This is a genomic window from Devosia sp. (assembly GCF_041917035.1).
GTDB lineage: Bacteria > Pseudomonadota > Alphaproteobacteria > Rhizobiales > Devosiaceae > Devosia_A.
Map to the genome: position 1 here is coordinate 1 of NZ_JAYRYM010000272.1, position 4,705 is coordinate 4,705.

At 67.1% G+C, this 4,705-nt stretch carries 7 protein-coding genes; all 7 read right to left on the reverse strand.

What is annotated here, in order from left to right:
• Nucleotides 1-171: 171 nt before the first annotated feature.
• Entirely contained in the window at nt 172-804 is a 633-nt protein-coding gene (gene ureG, locus ACE3TU_RS19050) for an urease accessory protein UreG (RefSeq protein ID WP_374627105.1), read from the reverse strand.
• Nucleotides 801-1,229 carry a DUF3995 domain-containing protein gene (locus ACE3TU_RS19055; RefSeq protein WP_374627107.1) on the reverse strand — a complete coding sequence of 143 codons (429 nt, stop codon included), beginning with the start codon at nt 1,227-1,229 and terminating at the stop codon, nt 801-803. The genes ureG and ACE3TU_RS19055 overlap by 4 nt, the downstream gene beginning before the upstream one ends.
• Entirely contained in the window at nt 1,226-2,026 is an 801-nt protein-coding gene (locus tag ACE3TU_RS19060) for an urease accessory protein UreF (RefSeq protein WP_374627109.1), read from the reverse strand. The genes ACE3TU_RS19055 and ACE3TU_RS19060 overlap by 4 nt, the downstream gene beginning before the upstream one ends.
• Nucleotides 2,023-2,496, reverse strand: a complete 474-nt coding sequence (locus ACE3TU_RS19065; protein ID WP_374627111.1) for an urease accessory protein UreE — start codon at nt 2,494-2,496, stop codon at nt 2,023-2,025. The genes ACE3TU_RS19060 and ACE3TU_RS19065 overlap by 4 nt, the downstream gene beginning before the upstream one ends.
• Nucleotides 2,497-2,581: 85 nt before the next feature.
• Entirely contained in the window at nt 2,582-2,923 is a 342-nt protein-coding gene (locus ACE3TU_RS19070; protein WP_374627113.1) for an MliC family protein, read from the reverse strand.
• Nucleotides 2,924-2,972: 49 nt separating this feature from the next.
• Nucleotides 2,973-3,431 carry a DUF29 domain-containing protein gene (locus ACE3TU_RS19075; protein WP_374627115.1) on the reverse strand — a complete coding sequence of 153 codons (459 nt, stop codon included), beginning with the start codon at nt 3,429-3,431 and terminating at the stop codon, nt 2,973-2,975.
• Between the two features lie 42 nt (nt 3,432-3,473).
• Nucleotides 3,474-4,705: urease subunit alpha (gene ureC, locus ACE3TU_RS19080; RefSeq protein ID WP_374627117.1), on the reverse strand; the 1,232-nt coding region annotated here is incomplete at its 5' end.

The following is a 4,705-nucleotide window of genomic DNA, read 5'->3' on the forward strand; positions in this document are numbered from 1 at the left end:
GCGGTGCCGCCACCGGGCGGCGCATCAGCAGGTACCCCTCGGTATGCCCGGTCGGATGCTGCGTCGGTGGAGGCAACGCCGTTCCGGCCGGGGCGGGGCTTCGCTCAATACGGCGGGAGAAGGGTGACCTTGCTGGACGTCGGGGCTTCATCGCGTGCTCTGCCGCCAACGCTACTCCGCCGCCTGCGCGGACGCGAGCCCTCCCATCTTCTCGATGAAGGCTATGATCTCGTCGAGGTGATCGCGGCGAAGCAGGTCGATGAACACGTAGGGCCGCCCCTCCCGGACCCTGATGGTATCGGCTTCCATCACCTCGAGGCTGGCGTTGACGTAGGGTGCGAGGTCGGTGTGCGTGATGATCAGCAGGTCCGAGCGCGAGATGGCCGGGCCGCCCTTGCGCGGGATCTTCTCGCCCTGCGCCACCGATATGACGTAGAGCGTGACGTCGGCCAGGTCGGGCGAGAAGGTCGCGGCAAGATTGTCGCCACCCGATTCGATGAGGATGATGTCGAGGTCGGGGAAGCGTCGATTGAGGTCGTCGATGGCCGCCAGGTTCAGCGAGGCGTCCTCGCGGATGGCGGTGTGCGGGCAGCCCCCGGTCTCGACCCCGACGATCCGATCCTCCGAGATGGCCTGCACCCGGTTGAGGATCAGCGCGTCTTCCCGCGTGTAGATGTCGTTGGTCACCACGGCCATCGAGTAGCGGTCGCGCATCGCCTTGAGCAGCATCTCGCAGAGCGTGGTCTTGCCGGAGCCAACCGGGCCGCCGATGCCGATGCGGATGGGTCCGTTGGGCGATTTCATGTGAACCTCATGGCAACGAGGACGAGGAAACCCGCGCCGACCAGAAGGCACAGCGGGGAGTAGTTCCGACGGTCGAGGGTCGCGAACGGCTCCTCGGGGAAGCGGGCGCGCCACCAGGCCGTGTAGCCGGCAATGCCGCGCGCGATGAACGCCATGCCGACGCCGCCGCCGAGCAGGGACAGTCCGAGGCCCCCGGCAGTATGGTCGGCGACCGACAGCGCCACGATACCGGCCGCGAGGACCAGGATGGCGACGAGGAGGGCGCCCAGTCGGGGGACGCGGGTGACGCCGGGGCGACCGATCACCGCCCGCGCCAGCAGAACCGGGTCGCGGATCGGCCAGGGGCTGCCCAGGGCCCAGAGGAAATGGGCAAGGGCGACGGTCAGCAGCAGCACGAAGACCAGCGAGGCGATGCCCATGCTCATGACCGGAAGATCCTCGTAGCCAGCGTCTCGTGGCGCATCTGCGCGATATCGGCGGCATAGGCGATGCCGCCGATATCGGCAAGGCTGGATGTGGCGGCTTCTCGCGCCAGAGCGGCAACCGCCGGCTCGAGCTCGACCATGACCGCGAGGCCATCGGTCTGGCCGAGGGGGACGAGGCGGACCGCAACCGAGACCTGGCCGTGCACAGTGGCGGTGAGCCAGGCGAGCAGGGTGTCGGCGAGCTCGATGTGGTGCACCGCTGCGATGGCGCCGACGGCGATGGGGTAGGGGCAGGGATCGGGGAGGCGCGCGAGGCTCTCGGACGGCCAGAAGGCGGCCGCGCGGACGAAGGCGTCGCCGGTGATGGTGGTTTCCATCCGTCGCTCATGGGCCGCGGTGAGGGCCAGGGCGAGATCGGCGAGGTCGGAGAGGGCGGCGCGTGTGGCTTCGCCCCTCCCAACCTCCCCCGCCAGGAGGGAGGTGTGCAGCGAGTCGCTGGCTTGATCTGTGCCAAGGTCACCGGCCGGCACCTCCCCCCTTGTGGGGGAGGTTGGGAGGGGGGAAGCCGGGGGCGCGATGCCGCGAACCGCCCGCCAGGCCGCCGCAAGCAATATCGCGTCGGTCTTGATCCCGCCGCTCGAAAGCGCGCCCTCGATCCAGTTCAGCAAGCGTTCGGAATCGGTTACGCGACGATCTGCGATCGCCGTCTCAAGTCCGGCCGACCAGGCAAAGGCGCCCACGGGAAAGGCGGGCGACAGCCAGGTGATCAGCTTCTGCAGCGCCTGCGGCGTGGTCATCGGTTCAGCAGGGCGTGCGCCGGTTCGGCATGCGCGTGCGCATATGCCCCTTCCTCCGGGTGAAACGGCTCGGAGATCTCGGTGACGGTGGCACCCAGTCCGAGCAGCATGGTGCGGATGACATGGTCGCGCAGGATCAGGAGGCGGTCGGCCTCGACCTGGGCCTTGAGGTGGCGGTTGCCGAGGTGCCAGGCGAGGCGCAGCAGGTGCGCCGGATCGCGCCCGCGCACATCGTAGAGCAATTCTTCCCCGGCAATGATCTCGGCGAGCCGTCCGTCCTCGAGCCGGAGGGCACTGCGATCCTCGAGCGTGACGGGTTGCGGGAAGTCGACGAGCACCTGATCGCCGTGAACGAGCGTGATGAGACGGCGCCGGACGCGGCGTTCGTCATGGGGAAGGACGGCAAGGTCGAAGGCGGTTCCAGCTTCGGCGGGCGGCACGTAGGCCACCGCGCGAAAGATCTGCGGCATGGTCAGTCCAGTTGTCTGTCGAGGCTTCCCAACCTGTCCAGCGGAGACTAGCCGCTTGCGGCCGGCTGTAAAGGCCGAACAGCGGTCAGGGCGTGTCGCTGATCTCGCTGCAGGCGAGCGTGCCGCCGTCGGTGACCTGCAGGTCGGTGAGCGTTGCCTCGCTGCCCTTGGTCCAGAACTCGAACTGGCCCGACACATACTTGGCGCCCGAGGCGGACAGGACGTTGACGAAGACCAGCTTCTGCGGACCGATCGGAACGATGGCGAGGAAGTTGGGCGAGGCGTTGACGAAGTCGACCGTGAACGGCTCGAGACCCTCGCAGTGGTACTCGACGATGTTGCGCTCGAAACTGCCGGACAGGCTCAGCACCACCTGGGCCGAGACATCGACATTGCCGAGCATGGCGGCGGTGGCCAGAGCTTCCATCGGCGGTTCCTCCCTGCAAGCAGCAAGGGAAGGGTAGCTGATTCTGTGGCTAGAGTTGGCCGGGCAGGTAGTCGGGATCGAGGATTTGCTCGATCGTGTAGGGGCAGTTTTTGGGGAAGAGATCAAGAAAGATCGTCGTCTCTTCCGCCGCCCTTTCCCGCGCCCGGGGATAGTCGCGTTCGAAGACCTGGCCGGGATAGGGTCCCAGACTGGGGCTGTCGTCGATGAGGTCGAGTATGGCCTGGCGTTGGTCGCGAATGGAGGATGCCCAGCTACGAGACCGCTCTGCCGGCTGCCGTTCCCATTTCAGGAGGTGGAGCATCAGTACTTGCAGCCGGCTGCGGATTTGTCGCTTGTCGGACTTGCCCAAGCTCTCGATCTCCTCGGCGACATTCTCCAGATCGACGCGGTCGAACTTGCCGGCGCGGATGAGCGCAGCCTGCTCCGCGCTCCACAGCGCGAAATCGTCCTCATAGCCGGCGAGCCGTGCAGGATCGAGCTTGTTCATGCCGGCATTATGCCCCCGAGCCGGGCGGGGTGCAAATCGTCCCTAGAACAGGAAATACCGCTGCGCCATCGGCAGCACCGTCGCCGGTTCGCAGGTGAGCAGTTCGCCGTCGGCGCGAACCTCGTAGGTCTCGGGATCGACCTCGATGCGCGGCATGGCCGAGTTGTGGATCATCGAGGCCTTGGAGATGCCGTCGCGCGTGTTGCCGACGGGCAGCATCGCCTTGGCGACGCCGAGCCTCTGCTGCAGGCCGGTGTCGAACGCCGCCCGGCTGACGAAGGTGACGCTGGAACTGGTCTTGAGCTTGCCGAAACCGGCGAACATCGGCCGGTAGTGCATCGGCTGCGGCGTGGGGATCGAGGCATTCGGGTCGCCCATCGGGGCTGCCGCGATCGAGCCGCCGAGCAGCACCATTTCCGGCTTCACCCCGAAAAAGGCGGGGTTCCAGAGCACGAGGTCGGCACGCTTGCCCACTTCCACCGAGCCGATATGGGGGCTCATGCCCTGCGCGATGGCGGGGTTGATGGTGTACTTGGCGATATAGCGCTTCACCCTGAAATTGTCGTTGTCGCCGGTCTCCTCGGGCAGGCGGCCGCGCTGGCGCTTCATCTTGTCGGCCGTCTGCCAGGTGCGGATGATGACTTCGCCGACGCGCCCCATCGCCTGGCTGTCCGACGAGATCATCGAGAAGGCGCCGATGTCGTGCAGGATGTCCTCGGCGGCGATGGTTTCCTTGCGGATGCGGCTCTCGGCGAAGGCGACATCCTCGGCGATCGAGGGGCTGAGGTGGTGGCAGACCATCAGCATGTCGAGGTGTTCGGCCAGCGTGTTGACGGTGTAGGGCCGGGTCGGGTTGGTGGAGGAGGGGAGGACATTGGGCAGGCCCGCCACCCTGATGATGTCGGGCGCATGGCCGCCGCCGGCGCCTTCGGTGTGGAAGGCGTGGATGGTGCGGCCCTTGAAGGCGCGCACGGTGTCCTCGACGAAGCCGCTTTCGTTGAGCGTGTCGGTGTGGATCATCACCTGCACGTCGTGGGAATCGGCGACGGCGAGGCAGTTGTCGATCGTCGCCGGCGTCGTGCCCCAGTCTTCGTGCAGTTTGAGCGACGACACGCCGGCGAGGATCATCTCCTCGAGCGGGGCGGGAAGCGAGGCATTGCCCTTGCCGGCAATGCCCAGGTTCATCGGGAACGCATCGAAGGCCTCGATCATCCGCTGGGCGTGCCAGGCACCGGTGCAGGTGGTGGCGAGCGTGCCGTGGGCCGGGCCGGAGC